Here is a 24,388-nt window from a genome sequence, read left to right on the forward strand (position 1 = left end):
GCGTCGAACGCCTCCGCGAACACCGGATACGCCCCATACAACTCACGCCCCATACCCAGACGCTGCGCACCCTGNCCCGTGAACAGGAACGCGACCTTGCCCTCGCTGACCGTGTCCCGCACCGGTCCGGCTCCGGAGGCCAACGCCTCCAGTGAGGCGGCGAGTTCGGTACGGTCGGCGCCGAGCGCCACGGCTCGGTGGTCCAGGGCGGCGCGGGTCGTCGCGAGGGCGTGTCCCGTCGCGGCGAGGGCGTCGTCGGGGACGGACGCGAGGTGGTCGAGCAGGCGCGTCGCCTGGGCGTTCAGCGCGTCCGGGGTCCTCGCCGAGAGCGGCCAGGAGATCAGACCGGGGGTGGGCCCGGCCGGCTCGGGCTCTTCCGGCGTGGTGACGGCGGGCGGCTCCTCGATGATCACGTGGGCGTTGGTGCCGCTGATACCGAACGACGACACCCCGGCGCGACGCGGACGGCCGTGCGTGGGCCAGGCGGTGGAACCGGTGAGCAGCGCGACGGCGCCGGAATCCCAGTCCACCTGGGGTGACGGCTCGTCGGCGTGCAGGGTCGCGGGCAGGGTGCCGTGCCGCATGGCCTGCACCATCTTGATGATGCCCGCCACACCGGCCGCCGCCTGGGTGTGGCCCATGTTGGACTTGATGGAGCCGAGCAGCAGGGGGCTGTCGTCCGACGGGCGCTCCTGGCCGTAGGTCTCCAGCAGCGCCTGGGCCTCGATCGGGTCGCCGAGGACGGTGCCGGTGCCATGGCCCTCGACTGCGTCCACGTCGGCCGGGGTGAGGCCGGCGACGCTCAACGCGCGTCGGATGACGCGCTGTTGCGCCGGGCCGTTGGGGGCGGTGAGGCCGTTGGAGGCTCCGTCGGAGTTGACGGCCGAACCGCGGACGATGCCGAGGACCCGGTGCCCGTTGCGTTCGGCGTCGGAGAGCCGCTCCAGCAGGAGCATGCCGACGCCTTCGCCCCAGCCGGTGCCGTCGGCACCGCTGCCGAAGGACTTGCACCGCCCGTCCGCGGCCAGGCCCCGCTGCCGGCTCATGTCGACGAAGGTGTCGGGGGTGGACATGACGGTGACGCCGCCCGCGAGGGCGAGGCTGCAGTCGCCGCGACGCAGGGCCTGGGCGGCCCAGTGCAGGGCGACGAGGGAGGACGAGCAGGCGGTGTCGACGGTGACCGCGGGGCCTTCGACGCCCAGGGTGTAGGCGACCCGTCCGGACACCACGCTGGCGAGGCTGCCGTTGCCGTGGTAGCCGGCCACGTGCTCGGGCAGCGGGCCGAGCCGCAGTCCCCAGTCGTGGTACATCACTCCGGCGAAGACACCGGTGTCGCTGCCGCGCAGGGCGTGCGGGTCGATGCCCGCGCGTTCGACCGTCTCCCAGGCGATCTCCAGCAGCAGTCGCTGCTGGGGGTCCATGGCCTGGGCCTCGCGGGGGCTGATGCCGAAGAACTCGGCGTCGAAGTCCGCCGCCTCGTAGAGGAAACCGCCCTGATCGGTGAGGCTCTTGCCCGGTGTGCCGGGCACGGTGTCGTGGATATCGGTGGCCCAGCCGCGGTCGGTGGGGAACGCCGAGACGACATCGCGTCCCTCTTCGACGAGCTGCCACAGCTCCTCGGGCGAGGTCACCCCGCCGGGGTAGCGGCACGCCATGGAGACGATGGCGATGGGGTCGTCGTCGGAGACGGTGGCGGCGGGGACGGGCAGGCCGGACTGCTGTTCCGCGTCGCCGTCGAGCCGGGAGGCCAGGTGGTCGGCGAGGGCCCCGGGCGAGGGATAGTCGAAGACGAGAGTGGCCGTCAGAGGCAGGCCCGTGGCGGAGCAGAGGCGGTTGCGCAGTTCGACGGCCGCGAGGGAGTCGAAGCCCATCTCGTTGAAGGCCCGCGTGGTGACGACGCGTTCGGGTCCGTCGTGGCCGAGGACCGCGGCCACCTGGGTACGGACCAGGTCGAGGAGGGCGTCGCCGCGCTGCGCGCGGGTCAGACCGGCCAGGCTGCGCGCGAGGGACTGCTCGACGTTGACTCCGCCGCCGCCCACGGCACGGCGCGGGGCTCGGACCAGGGCGCGCAGAACGGCCGGGACGTCACCGCCACGGGCGTTGAGCGTGCGCAGGTTCAGCCGTACGGGCAGAACGGCCGGGTGTTCCGCGGTGGCGATCGCGCGGTCGAGCAGCGCCAGGTTCTCCGCGACGGACAGGGGCTGGAGGCCGAGGCGTTCGATGCGCCGCAGCGCGGCTTCGTCGAGGCTGCCGCCCATGCCGCCGGTGCCGGTCCACAGCCCCCAGGCGAGCGAGGTCGCGGGGAGTCCGAGTGCGGCGCGGTGGGTGGCGAGGGCGTCGAGGAAGACATTGGCGGCGGCGTAGTTCCCCTGTCCGGCGCCGTCCAGGACGGTGGCGGTGGAGGAGAACAGGACGAACGCCGACAGGTCGCTGTCGCGGGTGAGTTCGTGCAGGTTCCAGGCACCGTCGGCCTTGGGCCGCAGAACGGTGTCCAGGCGGGCGTCGTCGAGCGAATCGACCAGGGCGTCGTCCAGGACTCCCGCCGCGTGCACCACGGCGCTCAGCGGCAGTCCTTCCGGAATGGCGGCCAGGGCACCGGCCATCGCGTCGCGGTCGGCGGCGTCGCAGGCGGCGATCACGACCTCGGCTCCCAGCGCGGTGAGCTCGGCCCGCAGCTCCTCGGCGCCGGGGGCGTCCGCGCCCCGGCGGCCGGTGAGCAGCAGCCCGCGTACACCGTGCGCGGCGACCAGGTGCCGGGCGACCGTGGCACCGACGCCACCGGTGCCGCCGGTGATCAGGACGGTGCCGTCGGTGCGCCAGGGGGCGGCGGGGTTCGGCGCCTGGGTGGTGCGGGTCAGCCGCGGGACGTACAACCGGCCTTCACGCAGTGCGATTTCGGGCTCGTCCGTGCCGGCCGTGAGGCGCAGCAGTTCGTCCGTGCCGAGGGAACCGTCGGTGTCGAGCAGGAGGAAGCGGCCGGGGTGTTCGGCCTGGGCCGAGCGCACCAGGCCCCAGACGGGTGCCTGGGCGAGTGCGGCCGGCTCCCCCGCGGTGGCGGCGACCGCGCCCCTGGTGAGCAGGGTGAGCCGGGCGGTTGCGGACCGTTCGTCGGCGAGCCAGTCCCGTACGGCCGTCAGCGTGGTACCGAGGGCGGTACGGACTTCGGCCGCGATGTCGGGCCCCGCGGGTTCCGGGCAGATGTGGAAGCGGGCGTCGGGGTCCGGCTCGGTGGCGGCGGGGGCCGGCAGCGGGGTCCACCGGATGTGGTGGAGCGCGTCGGGGTGGGCGGTGGCGGCCAGTTGGCCGGTGGCGAGGGGCCGGACGAGGAACGAGTCGACGGAGGCCACCGGGGCGCCGGTGGCATCGGCCAGTTCGATGGCGACCTCATCGGTGCCGGTGGCGGTGACGCGGGCCCGCAGCGTGGTGGCCCCTGCCGCGTGCAGAGTGACGCCGGTCCAGGCGAAGGGCAGCAGGACGCGGTTGTCCGGGGTGTCGGTGGCCGCCGCCGTGGCGAAGTCGGTGGCGTGCAGGACCGCGTCGAGGAGGGCGGGGTGGAGTCCGTAGGCGGAGGCGGGGTCCCCGGCCGTGTCGGGCAGCCGGACCTCCGCGCACACCTCGCCCTGTCCGGTCCTCCAGACGGCTCGCAGCCCGTGGAAGGCGGGGCCGTACCCGTAACCCTGCGCGGCCAGGTCTCCGTAGAGGCCGGTGATGTCGAGGGGCTCGGCGCCGGGGGGCGGCCAGGTGCCCGCCGCGAAGTCCGCGGCCTGCTGCCCGGCGTCCCGGGGGGCGAGGCGGCCGGTGGCGTGACGGACCCACGGGGCGTCGGCGGGGGCGTCCTCGTCGCGGGAGTAGAAGGTGATGGCGCGACGGCCGGCGGGGTCGGGGGCGTCGACGACGATCTGGAGGGCGACGCCGCCCGTGGTGGGCAGGGTCAGCGGGGCCGCCATGACAAGTTCGTCCAGGCGTTCGCAGCCGGTCTGTTCACCGGCCCGGACCGCGAGGTCGACGAACGCGGTGCCGGGCAGCAGGACATGGCCGTCGATCACGTGGTCGGCGAGCCACGGGTGCGAACGCAGCGAGACCCGTCCGGTGAGGACGGCGCCGCCGGTGTCCGCGAGGCCCACCACCGCACCCAGCAGGGGGTGGTCGGCGGCCATCTGGCCGAAGACGGTCGCGTCCTGGGCTGCGTCGGGGGCGCTCAGCCAGTACCGCTCGCGCTGGAAGGCGTAGGTGGGCAGGTCGACGCGGTGGGCGCCGGTGCCGGCGAAGAAGGCGTGCCAGTCGACGCGGGTGCCACGTGTGTGGGCGACGGCCAGGGCGCCGAGCACCTGCTGCGGTTCGTCGTGCCCGCGCCGCAGGAGCGGGGCGAAGACGGCGGACGGGTCGGCGCTCGCACGGCCCATGGCGCAGAGCACCGGGTCGGGGCCGAGTTCGAGGAAGGTGGCGACGGCCCGTTCCGTGAGGGAGGCGACGGCGTCGTGGAAGCGTACGGGCGCGCAGATGTGCCGCACCCAGTGCTCGGGGTCGGTGAGTTCACCGGTGGTGGCGAGCCGGCCGGTGAGGGCGGAGACGACGGGGAGCTTCGGCGCGTTGTAGGTGAGGATCCGGGCGACCTGCCGGAACTCCTCGAGCATGGGTGCCATCAGGGGGGAGTGGAACGCGTGGCTGACCCTGAGCCGCTTGGTGCGGTGTCCGTCGGCTTCCAGCCTGCGGGCGAGGGCGGTGACCGTGTCCTCGTCGCCGGACAGGACGACCGAGCGGGGGCCGTTGACCGCGGCGATGCTGACGGTCTCGCGGCAGTCCGCGAGGAGCGGCTCCACCGTCTCCTCGGCGGCTTCCACGGCGATCATGGCGCCGCCCTCGGGCAGTGCCTGCATCAGCCTGCCGCGTGCGGCGACGAGGGTGGCGGCGTCGTCGAGCGAGAGGACTCCGGCAACATGGGCGGCGGTCAGTTCACCGATGGAGTGCCCGGCCACGTAGTCGGGCCGGACGCCCCAGGACTCCAGGAGCCGGAACAGCGCGGTCTCGACGGCGAAGAGCGCCGCCTGGGCGTACATGGTGTGGTCCAGCAGGGCCGCCTCGGGGGTGTCCTCCTCGGCGAACAGGACGTCCCACAGGGAGCGGTCGAGCTGAAGGTCGAGATAGCCGATGGCGTTGTCGAGGGCCTTGGCGTAGACGGGGTAGCTGTCGTACAGACGGCGTCCCATGGCCAGGCGCTGGCTGCCCTGGCCGGTGAAGAGGAAGGCGGTGCCGCCGTGTCCGGATACCGAGGTGAACACCTCGGGGGCGTCGCGGCCGTCCGCCACGGCGCGCAGTCCGGCGAGGAGGCCGGCGCGGTCTCCGGCGAGCACCACGGCGCGGTGGGGCAGCGCGGAGCGGGTGGTCGCCAGGGAGTGCGCGAGGTCGAGCGGCCGGGCGCCGGGGGTGTTCTCGATGTGCGTCAGCAGGCGTCGCGCCTGGTCACGCAAGGCGGCCCCGCTCTTCGCCGAGAGAGCAGCCGGCAGCGGTCTGCCGTCCTCGTCCGGGGCGCCGGAGTCCTCGGCTTCGCCCTGTGCGTCCTGGGCCGGCGGCTCCTCGACGACGATGTGGGCGTTGGTGCCGCTGACGCCGAAGGAGGAGACGGCGGCCCGGCGGGGGCGCTCGCCCGGCGCCCACGGCACGGCTTCGGTCAGCAGACGGACCTCGCCCGCCGACCAGTCGACGTTGGGCGAGGGGGCGTCCACATGCAGCGTCGCGGGCAGCAGACCGTGGCGCATCGCCATGATCATCTTGATCAGTCCCGCCGAGCCCGCCGCCGCCTGGGTGTGCCCGATGTTGGACTTCACCGAACCGAGCCAGGCCGGCCCCGCGGTGCGCCCCTGCCCGTAGGTGGCAAGCAGCGCCTGGGCCTCGATGGGGTCGCCGAGCGTCGTGCCGGTGCCGTGCGCCTCTACGGCGTCGACCTCGCCGGCGGTGAGTCCGGCGTCCGCGAGCGCTTGGCGGATGACATGACGCTGGGCCCGGCCGCTCGGTGCGGTCAGACCGTTGGACGCGCCGTCCTGGTTGATGGCCGTGCCGCGTACGACGGCGAGGACCGGGTGGTTGTTGGCCTGTGCGTCGGACAGGCGTTCCAGGACGAACACACCGGCGCCTTCGGCGAACGCGGTGCCGTCCGCGGCGGCGGCGAACGCCTTGACCGTGCCGTCGGGCGCGAGACCGCGCTGCCGGCTGAACGCGGTGAACACGCCGGGGCTCCCCATGACGGCGACCCCGCCGGCCAGCGCGAGGGAGCACTCGCCGCGCCGCAGCGACTGGACGGCGAGGTGGAGGCCGACCAGCGAACCCGAGCAGGCGGTGTCGATGGTCAGCGCGGGGCCTTCCAGACCGAGCGTGTAGGCGACCCGGCCGGACACCACGCTGGGTGCGTTGCCGCTGAGCAGATATCCGTCCAGACCGTCCGGTGCCTCGTGCAGGCGCATCGCGTACTCCTGCGGCTCCGCGGCGACGAAGACGCCGGTCCGGCTGGAGCGCAGGCTCTGCGCGTCGATCCCGGCCCGTTCCACGGCCTCCCACACGGTCTCCAGCACGAGACGCTGCTGCGGGTCCATGGCGAGGGCTTCGCGGGGGCTGATGGAGAAGAACTCGGCGTCGAACTCGGCCGCGCCGGAGAGGAATCCGCCGTGCCGGGCGTAGCTGGTGCCGGGGGTCGTGGGGTCGTCGTCGAAGAGACGGTCGAGGTTCCAGCCCCGGTCGGCGGGGAAGTCGTCGCGAATGTGGGTGCCTTCGGCGACCAGCCGCCACAGGTCCTCGGGCGACGACACGTCACCGGGGTAGCGGCAGCCGATACCGACGACGGCGATCGGATCGTCGGTGGCGATGCCCGGCGCGACGACCGGGTCGGGCAGGTCGGGCAGCCCCAGGGCCTCGGTGCGCAGATGGGCGGCGAGGGCGGCCGGTGAGGGGTGGTCGAAGACGACGGTAGGGGGCAGTGCGAGGCCGGTGGCCGCGTTCAGCCGGGCGTGCAGGGCCACCAGTGCCACGGAGTCGAGCCCCAGCTCGCGGAAGGCGCGTGCCGGGTCCACGGTCTGCGCGGTGTCCGGCCGGGTCTGCCGCAGAACGGCCTCGGCGTTCTCGCGTACCAGGTCCAGCAGCACCCGGGTCTGCTCCGAGGTGGGGAGGGATTCCAGCTCACGCACGAGTGCGGCCTGCCGCTCTGTGCCCCCGTCCGGCACACCGTCGGTGCCAGAGACGAAGTTGCCCGACTCAGTCATCTGCACTCCACACAATTGTCGCCCGTCGCCAGACGGAATTCACCAAGGAACCGCACCACTGCGGGTCACGCTATGAAGGCAAAGGGCCGCGCACAGCCCCTAGAGCCCCCCTAAGAGAAACCGGAATCCGGCAGCGCGATATCCGCGCGGTCGCGGCCCGGGAGGCCACTGGATTCCCTCGCCCTTCTGTCGAACGCCCGTTGCACATAGGAGAGGTCGGCGATCAGCCCTGACGAGGTGACGTCGCGGGAACGGGCCGGGCCGACGAGCCCGGCCAGCGGCAGCCTCCCGATGCCTGCCCACCGCAGCCTGCCGTCGCCGTCGATGTAGCTGCGGGCCCGGCCGTGGTTGTCCGGGTGCAGGCAGTAGGGGATGTCCAGGGCCCCCTGCCTGAAGGCGAGCTCGAAGGCGTGCCCGATGTCCGGGGACAGTTCGAGTACGCCCTCGATCAGGGCTCTGGCCTCCAGGTACGTCTGTGAGTCGGACTCGGTGGAGGACGGGCCGCCGGCCACCGCCGTCCTCGCGGTCCGGGCCGCCGCCTCCAGGGCGGCGACGTTCTCGGCGACGGTGGGGATCCGGCGTGACTCCGCCACCGTCTTCACGATGAGCCGTTCCGAGCCGGAGTCGACGGCGAGCCGCGCCGCCTCGTCGAGCAGCAGATAGGCGCCCTCGTCCGTGGTCGGGTACACGCCCATGTAGGCGTAGATGACCACGTGCCAATTGGATGTCGGAAGCAGTTCGCCGCAGAGCCGCCGCAGAGCCGCGACCGCTTCCCGGTCCTGCCCCGGGTGGGTCTGCTGGGCATAACTGAGCGACACACTGCGTATACCGTGCTGACAGAAGAAGAGCGCTTCGAGCACGCTCATCGCCACCAGTTGGCTCGGCGGGCACAATTGCCCGAGCATGCAGCCGCCGAACGTCTCCAGATGCGGTTCCACTCCCGATTCCCGCAACTGCGCGAAATCTTCGGTGCAGCGGATCCAGTTCCGTACCGACTCGTCCAGCGGAGTACGTCCGTAGGGGAGGCAGTAGGAGACGGGACCCCCCTCGGTGGCATTGATCAGCGTGGTGCGCAGCGCGGCGAAGATGTCTACGGGAACAGCCGATCCGTGCCGGACCTGGACCGGAAAGGTCTCGTCCCTGATGCCCGCGAGTACCTGCCCGGTCACGGCCCGGTCGTAGGTGACGATGGGGTAGCCGTTGAGATCGGCGCCGGTTTTCAGCGCGTTCTCCACGGACGCCAGTTCTCCGACCCTCGTATAGCTGTCGAGGGTGATGGTGCCGACCGTCGCGGCGTCGGCGTCCCGGGTGGCGGCCAGCCCCGCGCGCATGGTGAGGGGATCACCGAATCCCATGCGGGGCTGCACCACCAAGTCGCCGGTGCGGCTTCTGGCGCGGACGAAGGCTCCGAAGTCCACCGGGCGCGCGCCCTCGGCCGTCCGCCGGAGCGGGTGCGCGCCCGGTCTCACGCCACGACCTCGGTACGCCCCACGGCGCGGGCGGCCGTGGGCAGCGCGCCGACGAAGTGGATGAACTCCAGTGCGGTGGTCGAGGCGTCGTCGAAGACGGCATCGAACCCGGCGGACAGCAACGCGCCGATCGCCGCCTCGCTCTGCTGCCCGCCGACGCCGAGCTTGCCGCCGATGACCACCGGAGTGGAGGCCAGCTCACCGCAGGCGCGCAGCGCCTTGATGACGCGCAGACCGCCCTGGTGACCGTGCCCGTTGACACTGCTGACAACCACCAGGTCGGGGGCTGCCTCCCGGCAGGCGTCCACGACGACGAGGTCTGGGGTGCACGGGCCCAGGTTGATCACCTCGTAGCCCAGCTCCTCGATGAGCAACTGGAGGAAGACGAGGTTCCAGGTGTGCGAGTCGGAGGCCACGGTCGTGACGATCGCGGTGCCTCGCCGGGCGTCCGCGGAGTTCACGGTGTCCGTGACGCCGTGCATCAGGCCGGCGCTCACTCGGCGCCTCCCGCAGCGGTGTGCGTGGGCGCTCTGTCCACGGCCGCGTAGGTACGGCTGTGCTCGATCCGGGAGACGGACACCACCGTGTCGCCCCGCACCACCACCTCGGTGGGGGCCGGGCGGCCCAGGAACATCAGCAGGCTGGCGGTCGGCCCGTAGGCGCCGGCGTTGGGGATCGTCACCAGGTCGCCCGGGGCGAGTGCCGGGAGGTCGATCTCCCGGCCGAGGATGTCACCGGGGGTGCACAACGGGCCCACCAGACTGGCGGATTCGACGCACTCCCCCGACTCTGTCCCGACGGCGACGGGCAGCAGCCGCCCGAGGCCCGACATCCCGCCGAAGGTGTTGATGCCCGCGTCGAGGATGACGAACTTGCGGCCCCGGCTGATCTTGACGTTGCTGACGGAGGCGACCAGCGTGCCGCTCGCCCCGACGAGGTAGCGGCCCGATTCGCAGGCGATTTCGGGGCCCTCGGTCCGCCACTGCGGGAAGTGGGTGTCCAGTGCGGCGGCGAGTTCGCCGCGCAGCTTGGGGTACGTGCCCCGGGTGCCGGGCACGGCGTACGGCACGGTGAAACCGCCGCCGATGTCGAGGAAGCGCAGGGGGAGGCCGAGTTCGTGCTGGAGGCGGGCGGCCAGCTCGATGGTGTGCCGGAACTCGCCGACGAGGCTCTCCTCGTCCTTGGCGTTGCTCAGCGGGAAGAAGTGCATCCCGGTGATGCGGACGCCCTCGATCGCGCGCAGCTCGGGGAGGACATCGGGCAGCGTCTCGCTGTCGAAGCCGAACTGGGAGGGGGTGCCGGTCATCCGGATGCTGCTGGTGGCGCTGGCGGTCGCGCTGTTGACGCGCAGCAGGCACTCGGCGGTGGCACCGTTCGCCAGGGCGGCGTCGGCCACATGGCGGACGTCGGAGACCGAGTCGGTGGAGAAGACGCGGACTCCCAGGCGGATCGCCTCGTCCAGCTCACCCGGCGTCTTGCCGGGGCCGGTGTACAGGCAGTCCTCGCCCCGGAACCCGGCCGCGAGGGCGGCCTCCAGCTCGCCGGTGGAGCTGATCTCGGGCCTGCAGTGACGGCCTTCGCCCTCCCGCAGGGCCCGGACCAGGTCCGGGTGGGGGTTGGCCTTGAGTGCGTAGAAGAGGGTGAGCTCCTCGGGCAGGGCCTCGAACAGCTGCTGCCGTGCCGCGTCGACCTCGTCGAGGTCGTACACGTAAAGAGGTGTGCCGAAGCGTTCGGCCAGTGCCTGGTAGCGGCTCATCGTCCTTCCCCGTCGATCATCTCGGTCAGTACCTGCCGGGCGTTCTTCCCGTGCAGGCTCAGCGGAAGTTCGTCCAGGACCCGGCACAGGGCGGGCACCTTGGCCGACTCCAGGCGCTCGGCCAGTTCCTTCAGCACGGTGTGGGGCGGCAGTTCGGTCTCCGCGAAGATGACCAGGTCGCGGGTGTCGGTGGGCGGCAGCGCCGTGGCGGTGCGGACGCCGGGGATGTCCATGGCGGCGGCCTCGATCTCCACCGTGCTCATCCGGATGCCCTTGCGCTTGAACATGTCGTCGCGGCGGCCCTCGAAATAGAGGTAGCCGTCCTCGTCGAGCCGGCCGTAGTCGCCGGTGTGCAGCCGCAGCGCCCCGGTTTCGGGGTCGGTGCGGAAGGTGCGCGCCGAGAGTTCGGGGCGACGCCAGTAGCCGGGCATGACGTGCGGTCCCACGGCGACGATCTCGCCGGTCTCCCCGGGCGGCAGGGGCTGCCCCTGCGCGTCCAGGATCAGGACGGTGGTGCCGGGCAGGGGCAGGCCCACCGACCGCGGACGCTCGTTCTCCTGGTCCGGCGGCATGATGCTGACGCGTTTGCACTCGGTCTGTCCGAACTGGCGGACCACCCGCGCGCCGGGGAACGCCTCGTGCAGGGCGTCGACCGCGTGATCGGGAAGCGCGGCACCGGTGTTGGTGAACATCCGTACCGGCGGCGGGTCCTGGGAGTCGCGTGCGGCGAGAGTGCCGATCATCGTGGCCAGCGACGGCACGATGGGGACCACGGTGGCGCCGGTCTCGCGCATCCGTCGCAGCAGTACGAGATCGGACTCGCCGCCGTCCAGGACCAGCCGGGAGCGTCCCAGGCAGGCGAGCAGCACCTTGTACAGGCCGTAGTCCCAGGAGATCGGGAAGCGGCAGAAGACGACGTCGTCCGGCCGGTAGCCGAGGACCTGCTGGATGGCGCGGGAGGCGAAGGTGACCTGCGCGTGCGGGCACACCACGGCCTTGGGCGCGGCGGTGCTGCCGGAGGTGTAGACGAGGAACGCGATGTCGTCGGCGCCGATCCCGAGAGGTGCGGGCGCCGGCCGCCCCGCGGCCTCCTCCACGTACGGCCAGATCTCCGCGAGGTCGTGCACGGGGAGGGTGGCGGCGCGGCCGAGCACCTCGGTGGTGGCGCCTTCGCCGATGATCAGGGAAGGTTCGGCGTCCTCGATGACGGACCGGAGGTGGTACTCCTTCATCGCGGGGTTGAGCGGCACCAGGATCACACCGGCGCGCGAGGCCCCGTAGACCATGGCCACCAGTTCGCGCCGGCTGGGGAGCTGCACGAGCAGCCGGTCGCCGCGCGCCACGCCCTGTTCGGTGAGCCAGGCGGCGAAGCCATGGCTGAGTTCGGTCATCCGGCGGTACGTCACCAGGCCCGCGGCGTCCTGCAGGCACTGCCCGTCCGGGGTGTCCGCGGTCGCCTCGTCGAGCAGGGAATGGACCGTCCCGCCGTTCCCGTGCGCCGTCGGCGCGCAAGTGGTGTTCGGATTCTCCACGGTTCCAACGTCGCTTTCGGGAGTGAGTGGCGAGCTGACCGCGCCGTCGCGTCAGGGAGGTCGGCTCTTGGGGGCGTGGGGAGGTCCGGTGCGGCCGGGGCACGGACCCGGAGGGGGCGGGTCCGTGCCCCGGGGTTCCGGGGGGAGTGGTCGGTCCCTAGTCGGCGATGCTCAATGCCCCGACCGGGCAGACGTTGACGGACTCCAGGACTTCCTCACGCAGCCGGTCGTCCGGCGTCTCGATCAGCAGGACCACCTTGCCGTCCTCGTCGTTCTGGTCGAAGACGGCGGGTGACGTGATCACACAGGAACCGGCCGCGACGCAACGCTCTTTGTCGACGATCACACGCATGGAAAACTCCTTTACCAGGTAACCGGCAGCTCGTGGACGCCGTCGATGAGGGCGTTGGCCTTGAAGGGCAGTTCGTCCAGGGCCGCATCGAGGCGCAGTCCGGGAATGCGGCGAAGCAGAGTCGTGAAGACGACCTCCAGCTGCATGCGGACGAGCATCTGGCCCGCGCACTGGTGGCGTCCGAAGCCGAACGCCACGTTGTGGCGTGCCTCGCGGCGGGTCAGGTCGAGGGTGTTGGGGTCCTTGAAGACCGCCGGGTCGTGATTGGAGGCGGAGAGCGAGCAGATGACGCCCTCACCCTTGCGGATCAGCTGACCGCCGATCTCGGCGTCCTCCAGCGCGACTCGGACGGTGCCGTGGTCGGAGATGCTGGAGTAGCGCGACAGCTCGTCGACGGCCTGGCCCGACAGTTCGGGGTGGGCGCGCAGCCAGTCGGCCTGCTCGGGGTGCTGGAGGAGGACCAGGGTACCGATGGTGATGCCGTTGACGGTGCTCTCGTGACCGGCGGCGATCATGGCCCGAACCAGGGCGCTGATGTCGGACGGTTCGAGTTCCTTCTTCTGGTCGTTGCGCTGGAGCAGGCTGCTGATCAGGTCGTCGCCGGGGTTCTTCTGCCGCTCGGCGATGAGCTCGTAGAGCAGCACCTCGACCTCGGCGTTGGCCGATGCGTGCTCCTCGGCGCTGCCCTGGGTGACGAGGAGGGTGACCCAGCGGTGGAACAGTTCGCGCGACTCGTGCGGGACGCCGGTCAGCTCGCACATGCCGACGGACGGCACGGGCATCGAGAGCATGGACACCAGGTCCACCGGACCGCCCTGCTCCAGCATCGCGTCGATGCACTCGTCGACGATCTCCTGGGTACGCGGCCGCATCGCCTCGACGCGCTTCACACTGAGTTCCGGCATCAGCATCATGCGGTGCGCGGTGTGCTCCGGCGGGTCCATGTGGAGCAGGGCCGGCTTGACCTTGCCGAGGAGCTCCATGGGGAAGTGGAACTGGAGCGGGTAGCCGGGGTCGGCCATGTTGGAGCTGAACCTCGGGTCGACCAGCATCTGCCGGACGTCCTCGTACCGGGTGAGGAGCCATGCCTCACGGCCGTTGAACTTGAGCTTGACCCGGGAGACCGGCTCGGTCTCCCGCAGCACCGCGTACTCCGGTGCCGGGTCCAGGGGGCAGCCGGTGCGCTCCAGGGGGAACGGGCGGGGCTGGGCGTGCGGACATGCGTCGACGAGATCGGACATGGTTCCTTCTCCAGAGGTCTCTGCGCTCGGTGGGTAGGGGGCTGCGCTCTCAGCCACGGGCCTTTTCGAGGGAGGCGCGTACGGCGGCGGCGGTACGGGCGATGTTCTCGCTGAGGGGCAGCGCCCGCAGGTCGGCGGAGAGGACCTCCGCACACGGGGTGACGTCGACACCCTTGGCGTCCAGCGTGCGCAGCAGCCCGGTGACGTCGCACTCGCCGTCGCCGGGCAGCAGGCGGCCGCTGAGGACCTCGTTCATGACGTCGGGGGACGGGGTGCGCGGGGCGTCGGCGAACTCCACGGCCGCGATCTGCGCGGCGGTGAGCTGGTCGACCGAGCCGACGCCCGTCGGGTCACGGAAGAGGTGCCACATGTCGATGAGCAGACCGGCGTTGGGGCGGTCGGCGGCGACGATGATGTCGGAGGCGACCTGGTAGGTGAAGCCGGGCATCACGGCCATGGCTTCGAGGGAGATGCCCAGCCCGCGCGCGGCGGCACGGTCGCACATCGCGCCGAAGCGCTCGGCGAGGACTTCGGTGGGGGGCATCTCCACGCCGGTCGGGTAGACGGCGCAGGACTTGACCGTGGGAATGCCGGCCAGGACGGCCAGCTCGAACAGGCGGCTCTCCGACTCCAGGGCAGGTCCGCTCTCCTCGGGCCCCGCGTTCCAGCCGAACAGGACCTCCAGCTCGTGCAGCCGGACCCCGTACTCGGCGAGCAGGCCGCGCAGCTTGTCCGCCGAGTGGTCGGCCAGGAACGCCTCCAGCTCCTCGACGCTCATGCCCATCGAGACGCAGTTGTTCTCGGCCAGCGCCGCCAGGCGCTCCTCCAGGGTGTACCGGACGGGCTCCTGCCAGGCCGACCCGGTCAGCTGCAGATAGGCGAAACTCAGGTCGGTCCTGGTCAGAAGGGTCATGGTGTACCTCTCGCTCATGAATCCGCGGCCGGTCCTGGTAAAGACGGCAGGGGCGCGGCGCCGGCCTGGGCGCGTCCCGCCGGGTGTGCGTCGGGGCCAGGTCGGCCGGAGCCCCGCTCAGGCCGCGAGGTTCCGGCGGACGGGCTGGAGGGCTGTCCTCGGATCCACTGCGACGACGTCGAAGTTCCCGGTGGTGACGGGAACCCGGCCGAAGAGGCTGTCCGGGCCGGCGACGTACAGCCTGCGGACACCGTGTCCGCGCAGAGCGTCGACGACGGCGGGCCAGCGGACCGGACGGACGAAGCCGTCCAGCAGCATGGTGCGGACCTGATCGCCGGTGGTCAGCAGGGTGCCGTCCTGGTCGGCGACGACCGGTATCCGGGGGTCGTGGAAGGTCAGCGGGGCGAAGAGCTCCTCCTCGGCCCGCCGGCGCAGGGGTTCGAAGACGCTCGCGTGCATGGGCGGGCGCATCGTGTACAGCGGCAGGCCGCCGACCGAACGCAGCCGCTTGCCGAGCCACTCCAGCACGGTCTCGCGCAGCGACACCATGTAGAAGTCCTCGTCGACGTAACAGGCGATCTCGTACCACTCACCGCGCTCGTCGAGTTCGGCGAGCACCCGGTCCAGTTCGGGGCGCGGGACGCGGGTGAAGGACTGGGTGACGACGTCCTGGTGGTTCTCGGCGAACCAGGACTCCAGGAGCCTGGCCCAGCCGGCGGTCAGGCGCACCGCGTCGGCGAAGTCCAGGACGCCGGTGTAGGCCGCCGCGGTCTTTCCGCCGAAGCTGGGGCCGACGCAGAGCGCGGGTTCCGGGTCGAACCGGTCCTGCGCCCAGGTGGCGAGGGCAAGGCAGTTGACGAGGAACGCGACCTGCGCGTATTCGCTGTAGTCGCCCTCCGCGTCGCGGTAGCGGTCGACGAGCGAGTAGCCGAGCACGTCGTCGGCCTCGGCGACGAGCCGCCGGGCCACCGGGTTGATCAGCATGAACTTGGCGGATTCCTGAAGGCGCGTGGGGCTCATGCCGGGAAAGACCAGCGCACCGCCGGTGCGAAAGTCGTGTCTCATGGTGTCCTGCCCTTCAGCACGTCGTTCAGGAGCGATCAGCCCGTGGGGCGCTTCGATTCCCAACCGGTCGGGACCCAGGCTGAGGTCTGCCCGCTGCCGCCAAAACCCCTAAGGTTCGCGGGTCCCAATTCTGTTGACGACCGGTCGCGTTGGTCTCCGGGCGCGCCGCCGCCCCGGTGGTGTAAAGGCACTTCGCTTCCACCGGGCGATACCCCGTAGAGCCCCTAAGGGTGCTGGTCCGGTCCGGCGCGGCGAGGTGACGGCGGCTCGCGTGGCCCGGACACCGGCTTTCGACCGGATCAGCTCGAACTCGCTCTCGCGGCGATCGGTCTCCGGCCTGGAGGCACATTCTGCTGCTGGACGGCGATCCGGCCCCGGAGACGTGGACCGGCCACGGCCTTCCGGCGCCTCGGCCACAACGGCGAGGTTAGGGGGGTGCCGGACAACTTAGGGGAGGGCGCGGGGATCGCACCGGGCCTTCAATGAGGGACGGTTATCCCGATTCCTGCGCCGGTGCGAGCAGCCACCGCGCACCGTCGATATGCGGATGGGTGGGACCATGACAGTTATTCAGGACACCCCGTCGGACAGCGGTGGTGACATCTCCGCGGAGCACCGGCCGGACCTGCGCTCGCTGGTGGCTCAGGCGGCGGAGCTGAAGAGCGCGGCGCGCGAGGGTATGGGCCCCCGCTCGACGGAACAGCAGCATGCCCGGGGCAAGTTGACCGCGCCCGAACGTCTGGAGCTGCTCTTCGACCCGGGTACGTTCCAGGAGGTGGAGTCACTGCGGCGGCACCGGTCCACAGGGTTCGGCCTGGAGCACCGGCGGCCGAGCGGGGACGGGGTGATCACCGGGTGGGGCCAGGTGCACGGTCGCACGGTGTTCGCGTACGCGCATGACTTCAGAGTCTTCGGCGGCTCGCTGGGCGAGGCTCACGCGCAGAAGATCCACAAGGTGATGGACCTGGCGATCTCGGCCGGCGCGCCATTGGTGGGGCTGAGCGACGGCGCCGGTGCCCGGATCCAGGAGGGCGTGACGGCGCTCGCCGGATACGGCGGGATCTTCCGCCGCAATGTGCGGGCGTCCGGGGTGATCCCGCAGATCAGCGTGATCCTCGGGCCCTGCGCGGGCGGTGCCACCTACTCTCCCGCACTCACCGATTTCGTCTTCATGGTGCGGGACATCTCGCAGATGTACATCACCGGGCCGGACGTGGTCCAGGCCGTCACCAACGAACGCGTGACACACGAGCAGCTGGGCGGGGCACAGGTCCACGCGACGGTCTCCGGCGCGGCCGGTTTCGTGTACGACGACGAGGCGGAGTGCCTGGACGAGGTCCGGCACCTGCTCTCGCTGCTGCCCGCGAACAACCGCGAACTCCCGCCCGAGGCGCCGACCGAGGACCCCGCGGACCGGCGGTGCGAGGCACTGCTGAGCATCGTGCCGCACCACCCCAACCAGTCGTACGACATGCGTGGGGTGATCCGGGAGGTCGTCGACGACGAGGACTTCTTCGAGGTCCACGCGCAGTGGGCCACCAACATCATCTGCGCGCTGGCCCGGCTGGACGGCCACACGGTCGGCATCGTGGCGAACCAGCCCGCTTCACAGGCCGGGGCGCTGGACATCCACGCCTCGGAGAAGGCGGCACGGTTCGTCCAGACCTGCGACGCGTTCAGCATTCCCCTGGTCACGCTGGTCGACGTGCCGGGCTTCCTGCCGGGCACCGACCAGGAACACCAGGGCATCATCCGGCACGGCGCGAAGCTGCTCTACGCCTACTGCGACGCGACCGTCCCCCGTGTCCAGGTCATCCTGCGCAAGGCGTACGGCGGGGCGTACATCGTGCTGGACTCGCGTTCCATCGGAGCCGACCTGTCCTTCGCGTGGCCGACGAACGAGATCGCGGTGATGGGCGCGGAGGGCGCCGCGAACATCGTCTTCCGCCGGGAGATCGCCGCCGCGCCGGATCCCGCGGCGGCCCGCGAGCAGCGGATCAAGGAGTACCAGCAGGAGTTGATGCACCCGTACTACGCGGCTGAGCGCGGCCTGGTCGACGACGTGATCGATCCGGCCGAGACCCGTGCGGTGCTGGTGCGTTCCCTGGCGATGCTGCGGACCAAGAACGCACACGTCCCGGCCCGCAAGCACGGCAACCCCCCGACCTGAGCCTGTGAGGACCGACCATGACCACTGCCCCCTACTCCCCCGGGCCGGGCACCGCGGCCCCGGACCGCACCGGACCGGCGCTGCGCTTCCTCGGCGGTGCGCCGTCCGCCGAGGAGATCGCCGCGGTGACGGCCGCGCTGCTGAGCCTGCGCCGCGCCCCGACGGCCGGCCCCGAAACCCGCCGGGGCACGACACCCCGGTGGAGCGCACCGCTTCACTACCGGCCGCCCGGAAGCTGGGCGGCACGGTGAGGCGTGGGCTCGGCCCTGCCTCACCTCACCCTGTTCCCCCCGGCCGCCAAAGCCACAGCAGAAGGATGTAGAGCACTGATGACGGATGAATCACGGGAGACCGGACCCTGGATCCGGCGCTTCCATCCGGCTCCCGAGGCCCGCACTCGCCTGGTCTGCTTCCCCCACGCAGGCGGATCGGCGACCTACTACTTCCCGGTGTCGCGTGCGCTGTCCCCGGCGGTCGATGTTCTCGCGATCCAGTACCCGGGCCGTCAGGACCGGAGGCACGAACCCTGCGTCGAGGACATCGAGGAGCTGGCCGACCTGGTCGTCGGGGAGCTGGACTCCTGGCGGGACCTGCCGCTGACCCTGTTCGGCCACAGCATGGGAGCCACGCTCGCGTTCGAGGTGGCCCGCAGGCTGGAGGCCAGGGGGACACCGCCGGGCACGCTCTTCGCCTCCGGCCGGCGTGCACCCTCCCGGGTGCGCGACGAGAGGGTGCACCAGGCGGGAGACGACCGTCTCATCGCCGACATCACCCAGCTGAGCGGCACGGATTCCGCGGTGCTCGGCGATCCCGAGATCCTGCGCATGATCCTTCCGGCGATCCGCAGCGACTACAAGGCCGCGGAGACCTATCGCTACCGGCCGGGGCCCCCGCTCGGGGTGGACGTCGTAGCACTCGTCGGTGACGCCGACCAGCAGGTGACGGTCGACGAGGCGGAAGCGTGGCGCGAGCACACCACGGCCTCGTTCGAGCTGAGGGTGTTCCCCGGCGGCCACTTCTTCCTCGACTCCCACGTGGCCACGGTCCTCGACCTGATCCGCGCCCGCACGAGCGCGCTGACGGTCGGATCATGAGTGACCGGGACCGGCGGGCCGTCCGTCCGCCGGTCCCGGTCACTCACGAGCGAGTCCCGCGCAGGACGCCGACGACCGGCGTCCCTCTTCCCGGACCCGCTCCCGCCTGCCCCGGAATCGTTTCCGAGGCAGGCCAACTTCATGTACTGGGCAATGTATTCCGGACAGAGTTGCACTTCCCTCACCAGAATCTAGACGGCCGTACTAGACTAACGTCTATCGCGGCATCGGACAGTCCGCCCCAAGGGCTGTCCCGCAGTTCCTGGCAGATCGACGCGCGGCATCGGATGCGGTGCGGCGCAAGGCGGAGGGGTACTCGCATACTGGACGTCCTCGGGTGTTTCGACATCGCGGCGAAGCGTCGTAGCTGTCGTCGCGCGCCCGCCAGGAATTGCGGAACAGCTCTCAGTAAGCCGATGCGCGAGGCAGCCCCAGTAAACGCCGGCGAAACACGCCGTCCGGACAGACACCGATCTTCGCCCCGTGTACACGGTCACGCCTCCTCCCCGGTTGGCCGTCACCGACCGGCTATCGACTACGGAGGCCAGAGTGCCGGTACGACCAGAGAACGGCGTCACCTCACGCGTCACCGAGGACGGGTACCTCGAATTCCTCACCGCGGCGGACGGCGCCAGCTACCGGTGCAGCCCCGTCGCCGCAGCCATGTGGATCGCGCTGCGCCAGCACGACGGCCAACTCGGCCCGGCCGCCGAGATGCTGGCCAAGCTGTGGTGCACGGACCCGGAGAACACCCGTACCGACATGGACATCTGGGTCAGCGAGCTGCGGGACGCCGGCCTGGTCCGCGACGAGCCCTGAACGTCGTGGGTCGCATCCCGCCCGACCGCCCACCCCGTGCGAGCCGTTGGGTACCACCCCGTTCGGGCGGACGGGCCCGCCCGCCGGCGGCGCCCTGACGCAGCACCAGAGCCGCCCTCATCGCCGCCGCCGGGGCGCGGTCCGAGGTCGCTTCCTCCGGTGAGAACAGCTACCGCCGACACCGAGGGCGGGCCCTCCCGCACACCGGGTCGTACGGCGCAAGGGCGTCAACACGCCATTCCCGCGCGCCCGGTGTGACTGAAACACACCAACGACTCAACACGCTCGGTCGGTTGACCTACGCTCTGGATGCTCCCAACCCCCCGCACGGGGATTCGACGCGTCGTGAAAGGTTTCGCTTCTCGTGGCTGGCACCAATATCCACAGGGTCGTCAGATCGGGACCGCTGTGGTGAGCCGACCGTCGAGAGAGCCAGGACGCGGACCCGGTGCGAGCGCCGCCGTCGCCGGATGGGCCGTCGCGCTGTCGGCCGCCGCCGGTGCGGGTTGGGTCGTCGTCACCTCGGACGCCGAGCGGCACCGGGCGCTCGCGGGAGCCTGTGCCGCGGCGGTCGTCCTGCTGATCGCCTGCGTGCTGTTCCTCGCCCGGCGGCTGTCCACCGAACGCGCACACCGTGCCCGGGAGGCCGGAGTCGCCGCCGCCCGGGGCGCCGAGGTGGCGCATCTGGCCGCGATACGTGTCCCGGCCATCGCCGAGCGGCTGCGGACCGGACAGCGACTGGACGGTGTGCCGGGGCCGATGGCGTCGCCGGAGGAGACCGGTGAGGAATTCGCCCGAGCGCTGGACTCGGTCGTCGTCGCGCTCGGCTCGGACACGGCCGTGCACCGCGAACGTGCGCTGCGCGACTCGGTGCAGGCCGCCTTCGAATCCGTGGCGCGCACCATGCACGTGATGGCCACCGTGCAGCAGCAGGTCCTGGACGAGGTCGAGCGCTCCATCGAAGACCCCCTTCTGATGGCGAACGTGATGAAGGCCGACCACGCGGCCTCGCAGATGACCCGCAAGGCGCAGACCCTTCTGGTGATGTGCGGAATCTGGCCCGCCCGTCGGGAGACCCGGCCGGTCTCGCTCTACGACTGCGTACGGGGCGCCCAGTCCCGGATCGTGGAGTTCGGACGGATCGAGGTGCACGGCGGACAGACCCTGTACGCGGTGCCCCCGGCGGTGGAGGGGCTGATGCACTCCATCGCCGAACTGCTGGAGAACGCCGCGGTGTTCTCACCGTCCAGTTCCCCCGTGGTCGTCAGCGTGCGGGAGGTGGGCGCCGGTGCGGTCATCGAGATCGACGACGCCGGGCTCGGGATGCCGCCGGACATCCTGCACCAGGCACTCGGCCAGCTTCGCGACGACCTGGACCTGACCCGCCTGGGCGCGGTCCCGCGGCTCGGCCTGGCGTGCGTCGGGCGCTGGAGCCGGGAGCTGGGCTTCAACGTGGAGCTGAGCGCGTCCTCGGCGTACGGCGGCACCCGGGCGGTGATGTTCGTACCGTTCCGGCTGCTGACCGAGCCGCTGCCGAGGGCCGCCGCACACCGCCGCCCGGCCGTCGAACCGGCCGAGCACGTCGGGCCTGTCGTCTCCCCGGACGGCGTGCCCGACGACGCCCCCGATCCGGCCGGCGCACCCGCCCCGACGACGGCCGGCCTGCCCCGGCGGCGCAGCCGGCGCGGTGGCACCCGGGCCACGACCCCCGCACGGCACTCGGCGCCCGGTCCGCCGCCCGGTGCCGCACCCGCCGAACCCTGGACGCCGGAGGCGGCACGCGCCTCGATCACCAGTGTGGTGTCCGGGACCTTGCGTGGCCGGGCGGCCGTCGACGCGGACGGTGACACCGAACCGGCGTCGCCCCCGCACGGCGGACCGACCCTGCCCAGTACCCCGCACGAGCACGCCGGAGGCCGACCGTGACCGGAACCATCGCTCGACTCCCCGACCTGGGGTGGATGCTCCGCCCGCTCACCGAGATTCCCGGCGTCCGGCACTCCGTGGTGGTGTCCGAGGACGGACTGCGCCTCGGGCACGCCTCCGCCGAGAACCTCACGGGTCCGGTGGCCGGCCTGAGCGTCGCCGAGGCGGAGTCGCTGTCGGCGGCCTGCGCGGCGATGACCATGACGGGGCGGTCCACCAGCGCGCTGCTGTTCGGGCGGGATGCCCGGACACGCCAGTTGATGCTGGAGACCGACCAGGGGTTCGTGCTGTTCACCCATGCCGGGGTGGGCGCGCACCTGGGGGTCGCCACCGATCCGGACGCCGACGTGGGCCTGGTGGCCCAGCAGATGCAGTTGCTGGTCGCGAAGATCGGCGCACACCTGAGCAGTCTGCCCCGGGACGAGGCCGCCGCAACGTGACGACGGAGCGGCCTGAGGTGCCGAGGGCCTCGGCGATCCGCCCGTATGTCATCACCCGCGGCCGCACGGAGTCCGAGGGCGAGCCGCTGTCCTGGGAATCCCTGGTGATGACGGCGGAGGCGGCGTTCCCCGCCACGCTCCAGCCGGAGCACCTCGCCATCCTCAAGCACTGCGAGGGGCTCATCTCCGTCGCGGAGGTGGCCGCTCACCTCGGCCAGCCGCCGTCGGTCGCACAGGTGCTGCTCTCCGATCTCCTCCGATGGGGGCTGATCGTGACCCGGCCGCCCATCCCGCAGGCCGAACACGCCGATGTGACCATGCTCAGAAAGGTCCTCCATGGTCTCGAAAGTCGCCTCTGAAACCCTGGCCGCGGCCGGCCCGCCGCCCGCCGCGGCCGGCGGGAAGTACCTCGAATCAAGCGTGTCGGGCGCGGCGAAGATCCTGGTCGTCGGACCGCTGGGGGTGGGCAAGACGACGCTGATCGGTACGGTGTCGGAGATCGAACCGCTCTCCACCGAGGCGTCGATGACCCAGGCGGGCGTCCGGGTCGACCCGGACGTGGACAGCGGCAAGAAGACCACCACGGTCGCCCTCGACTTCGGCCGGCTGACCATCGACGGCGACCTGGTCCTGTATCTGTTCGGCACTCCGGGACAGCAGCGGTTCCTGCCGGCCTGGCAGGACCTGGCCAAGGGGGCGCTCGGCGCGCTCGCGCTGGTGGACACCCGGGACCTGTCGGCCTCCTTCGACGCGCTGGGCAATCTGGAGGATCTGGACCTGCCCTTCGCGGTCGCCGTCAACGTCTTCCCGTCCGGCCCCCGTTACGACGCCGACGACATCCGTACGGCCCTCGATCTGCTGCCCGATACCCCCCTGGTGACCTGCGACGCACGGGACCGGGCCTCATCGATCCGGGCGCTGATCGCCCTGATCCGTCACCTCATCCACGTCGCCACGGAGTCCTCATGAGCACGCCGCACCCCACGACCGGGCCGGCCGTCGGCTGCCCCGTGACCGGCGCCTCCGGCACGACGGCCGCGCTGTACGGGCCCGACCTCGACGGCATGACGATGCCCGCGCTGTACGAGGAACTGCGCCGCGCACACGGCCCGGTGGCGCCGGTGTCCGTCGCCCCCGGCATCGACGCCTGGCTGGTCCTGGGCCACCGCGAACTGCTCCGGCTCACCCGCGAGGAGCAGGACTTCTCACACGACCCGCGCCGGTGGGGCCTGCTGCGCGAGGGCCGGGTGCCGGCCGACGCGCCGATCCTGCCGATGGTCGGCTGGCGCCCCGCGCTGCTCTTCGCGGACGGGCAGCAGCACCGCAGGATGCGCACCGCCGTCTCCGACGCGCTGGCCGGGATCAACGGACACGAGCTGCGCCGCAGCGTCCGGGCCACCGCCGAGGCCGTGATCGCCGGATTCGCGGCGCACGGCGAGGCCGACCTCGTCTCCGCGTACGCGCGCCTGCTGCCGATGCGGGTGATCGCCGGGCTGCTCGGGCTGGACGACCGGACCGGCGGGGAGCTGGTGGAGGCGGTGGCGGGCCTCGTGTCCGCCAGCAGCGTGGCAAGGGACGCGAGCCGCAGGATGGGCGCCATCCTGCACGGACTGATCGAGGAGAAGCGGCGCGCGAGGGGCGACGACATCGTCTCGGCGCTGCTGCACCACCCGGCGCGCCTCACCGACGAGGAGGTGCTGCACAACCTGGTGGTCATGTTCGTCGCGGGCAACCAGACCACGGTGAACTGGATCGCCACCACGCTGCGCATCCTGCTCTGCGACCCCGCGCTGCGCTCCTCGCTGAGCGGCGGCCACCTCAGCGTGGACGACGCACTCGACGTGGTCCTGTGGCGCTTCCCGCCCACCCAGAACTTCCCGGCCCGCTACGCCACCCGCGACATGACGTTCGGCGGCCAGGACGTCCGGGCGGGCGACATGCTGATCCTGGGCCTGGCGGCGGCCAACGCGGACCCGGAGGTGCTGCCGGACGACGGCACCCCCGTCGTCGGCAACCGCTCCCACCTGGCATTCGGCGCGGGCCCCCACACCTGCCCCGCCCAGGACCCGGCCCGCCTGATCACCCGGACCGCGGTCGATACGATCCGGCACCGCCTGCCCGACCTGGAACTGTCGGTGCCGGAGAGCGAGTTGAAGTGGGTCAACTCGCCCTGGAGCAAGGGCCTGGGCACGCTGCCCGTACGTTTCACCTCACCGCAGTTGCCACAGGGCCCGGTGCCCTCCCGGACAGCCGAGGCCCCCGCCCCGGCATGGCCGCACCGGAACGCGGCACGGCCACAGCCCCGTCCGCACTGACCCACCCGAAGCGACCTTCACTCGGCTCGTCGCCCCCCCCTTCCCC

The 24,388-nt window shown here is 71.8% G+C and carries 18 protein-coding genes; 9 read left to right on the forward strand and 9 right to left on the reverse strand.

Going from position 1 to position 24,388, the window contains the following annotated elements; translation table 11 throughout:
- From B082_RS35820 to B082_RS0108750, 9 genes are all read right to left on the reverse strand, one after another.
- The coding region (locus tag B082_RS35820) for a type I polyketide synthase (RefSeq protein WP_018551422.1) at positions 1-7,250 on the reverse strand (7,250 nt) is incomplete at its 3' end.
- Between the two features lie 110 nt (positions 7,251-7,360).
- Entirely contained in the window at positions 7,361-8,719 is a 1,359-nt protein-coding gene (locus B082_RS0108715; RefSeq protein WP_018551423.1) for a hypothetical protein, read from the reverse strand.
- On the reverse strand, positions 8,716-9,216 hold the full coding sequence (locus B082_RS0108720; RefSeq protein ID WP_018551424.1) for a cobalamin B12-binding domain-containing protein: 501 nt from the start codon (positions 9,214-9,216) through the stop codon (positions 8,716-8,718). Before B082_RS0108720 ends, B082_RS0108715 begins: the two co-directional genes overlap by 4 nt.
- Complete coding sequence (locus B082_RS0108725) at positions 9,213-10,475, reverse strand: hypothetical protein (protein WP_018551425.1); 1,263 nt, start codon at positions 10,473-10,475, stop codon at positions 9,213-9,215. The genes B082_RS0108720 and B082_RS0108725 overlap by 4 nt, the downstream gene beginning before the upstream one ends.
- Positions 10,472-12,007 (reverse strand): AMP-binding protein, encoded by a 1,536-nt coding sequence (locus tag B082_RS0108730; protein ID WP_018551426.1) that lies wholly within the window; start codon positions 12,005-12,007, stop codon positions 10,472-10,474. Before B082_RS0108730 ends, B082_RS0108725 begins: the two co-directional genes overlap by 4 nt.
- Before the next feature lie 157 nt (positions 12,008-12,164).
- On the reverse strand, positions 12,165-12,359 hold the full coding sequence (locus B082_RS0108735; RefSeq protein WP_018551427.1) for a ferredoxin: 195 nt from the start codon (positions 12,357-12,359) through the stop codon (positions 12,165-12,167).
- An 11-nt stretch (positions 12,360-12,370) separates the two neighbouring features.
- Complete coding sequence (locus tag B082_RS0108740) at positions 12,371-13,600, reverse strand: cytochrome P450 (protein ID WP_018551428.1); 1,230 nt, start codon at positions 13,598-13,600, stop codon at positions 12,371-12,373.
- Between the two features lie 49 nt (positions 13,601-13,649).
- Positions 13,650-14,531, reverse strand: a complete 882-nt coding sequence (locus B082_RS0108745; RefSeq protein ID WP_018551429.1) for a sugar phosphate isomerase/epimerase family protein — start codon at positions 14,529-14,531, stop codon at positions 13,650-13,652.
- A 99-nt stretch (positions 14,532-14,630) separates the two neighbouring features.
- A complete protein-coding gene (locus B082_RS0108750) occupies positions 14,631-15,497 on the reverse strand; it encodes an ACP S-malonyltransferase (protein WP_018551430.1) in 867 nt (288 codons plus the stop codon).
- Positions 15,498-16,137: 640 nt separating this feature from the next.
- Between B082_RS0108750 and B082_RS0108755 the strand changes: the two genes are divergently transcribed.
- The 9 genes from B082_RS0108755 (at position 16,138) to B082_RS0108795 (ending at position 24,342) form a co-directional block, all read left to right on the forward strand.
- Positions 16,138-17,748 (forward strand): acyl-CoA carboxylase subunit beta, encoded by a 1,611-nt coding sequence (locus B082_RS0108755; protein WP_018551431.1) that lies wholly within the window; start codon positions 16,138-16,140, stop codon positions 17,746-17,748.
- A gap of 17 nt (positions 17,749-17,765) precedes the next feature.
- Positions 17,766-17,999, forward strand: a complete 234-nt coding sequence (locus tag B082_RS0108760) for an acyl-CoA carboxylase epsilon subunit (protein ID WP_018551432.1) — start codon at positions 17,766-17,768, stop codon at positions 17,997-17,999.
- Between the two features lie 78 nt (positions 18,000-18,077).
- Positions 18,078-18,842, forward strand: coding sequence for a thioesterase II family protein (locus B082_RS0108765; RefSeq protein WP_018551433.1), 765 nt, complete (start codon positions 18,078-18,080; stop codon positions 18,840-18,842).
- 549 nt (positions 18,843-19,391) lie between these two features.
- Complete coding sequence (locus tag B082_RS0108770; protein ID WP_018551434.1) at positions 19,392-19,661, forward strand: hypothetical protein; 270 nt, start codon at positions 19,392-19,394, stop codon at positions 19,659-19,661.
- Between the two features lie 411 nt (positions 19,662-20,072).
- Positions 20,073-21,587: an ATP-binding protein gene (locus B082_RS35825; RefSeq protein ID WP_018551435.1), complete on the forward strand. Its 1,515-nt coding sequence runs from the start codon at positions 20,073-20,075 to the stop codon at positions 21,585-21,587.
- On the forward strand, positions 21,584-22,027 hold the full coding sequence (locus tag B082_RS0108780) for a roadblock/LC7 domain-containing protein (RefSeq protein WP_018551436.1): 444 nt from the start codon (positions 21,584-21,586) through the stop codon (positions 22,025-22,027). The genes B082_RS35825 and B082_RS0108780 overlap by 4 nt, the downstream gene beginning before the upstream one ends.
- Positions 22,028-22,044: 17 nt before the next feature.
- Complete coding sequence (locus B082_RS0108785) at positions 22,045-22,386, forward strand: DUF742 domain-containing protein (protein WP_026249567.1); 342 nt, start codon at positions 22,045-22,047, stop codon at positions 22,384-22,386.
- 61 nt (positions 22,387-22,447) lie between these two features.
- Positions 22,448-22,996, forward strand: coding sequence for a GTP-binding protein (locus tag B082_RS0108790; protein ID WP_018551438.1), 549 nt, complete (start codon positions 22,448-22,450; stop codon positions 22,994-22,996).
- Complete coding sequence (locus B082_RS0108795) at positions 22,993-24,342, forward strand: cytochrome P450 (RefSeq protein WP_018551439.1); 1,350 nt, start codon at positions 22,993-22,995, stop codon at positions 24,340-24,342. Before B082_RS0108790 ends, B082_RS0108795 begins: the two co-directional genes overlap by 4 nt.
- Positions 24,343-24,388 lie beyond the last annotated feature (46 nt).

The organism is Streptomyces sp. ATexAB-D23, assembly GCF_000373645.1.
Classification (GTDB): Bacteria; Actinomycetota; Actinomycetes; order Streptomycetales; family Streptomycetaceae; genus Streptomyces; species Streptomyces castrisilvae.